We start from the raw sequence: 320 nt of genomic DNA, 5'->3' as shown, positions 1-320 counted from the left end.
CTGTCGGCACCCTTGGTGTGGGAGCCCTTGGGGCCAATCATGCTGTGGCACGGAGGCAGGGGGGCGATGCTCGCCGTTGCGGTCTTGTCGACGGCAGGGGTGGCCATGGCGCTCGGGGCGAAACCGTCGCTGTCATTGGTGTAGTCGTCGGAATAGGTCGGCTGGGCGAAGGCAGCGCCTGCAAGGCTGACGGCGAACAGGGACGCGGCAAGGGCAAATTTGATGCGCATGGGTCAATCTCCTCAATCTGCTGTTGAATTCCACAACATAAACTAACCCTCGGCACACAGGAGATCGCGCTCCAATTCAGGCAATTTTGG

The 320-nt window shown here is 60.6% G+C and carries 1 protein-coding gene; it reads right to left on the bottom strand.

What is annotated here, in order from left to right:
* Positions 1 to 230, bottom strand: a 230-nt coding sequence (locus EOD29_RS31025; protein WP_127248796.1) for a hypothetical protein, incomplete at its 3' end; no start/stop codon positions are given.
* Between the last annotated feature and the right edge of the window lie 90 nt (positions 231 to 320).

The organism is Mesorhizobium sp. M1A.T.Ca.IN.004.03.1.1, from assembly GCF_003997555.1.
Lineage (GTDB): Bacteria > Pseudomonadota > Alphaproteobacteria > Rhizobiales > Rhizobiaceae > Mesorhizobium.
Note: the sequence above shows the minus strand (reverse complement) of the source record. Positions and strands in the feature narration are given on the sequence as shown.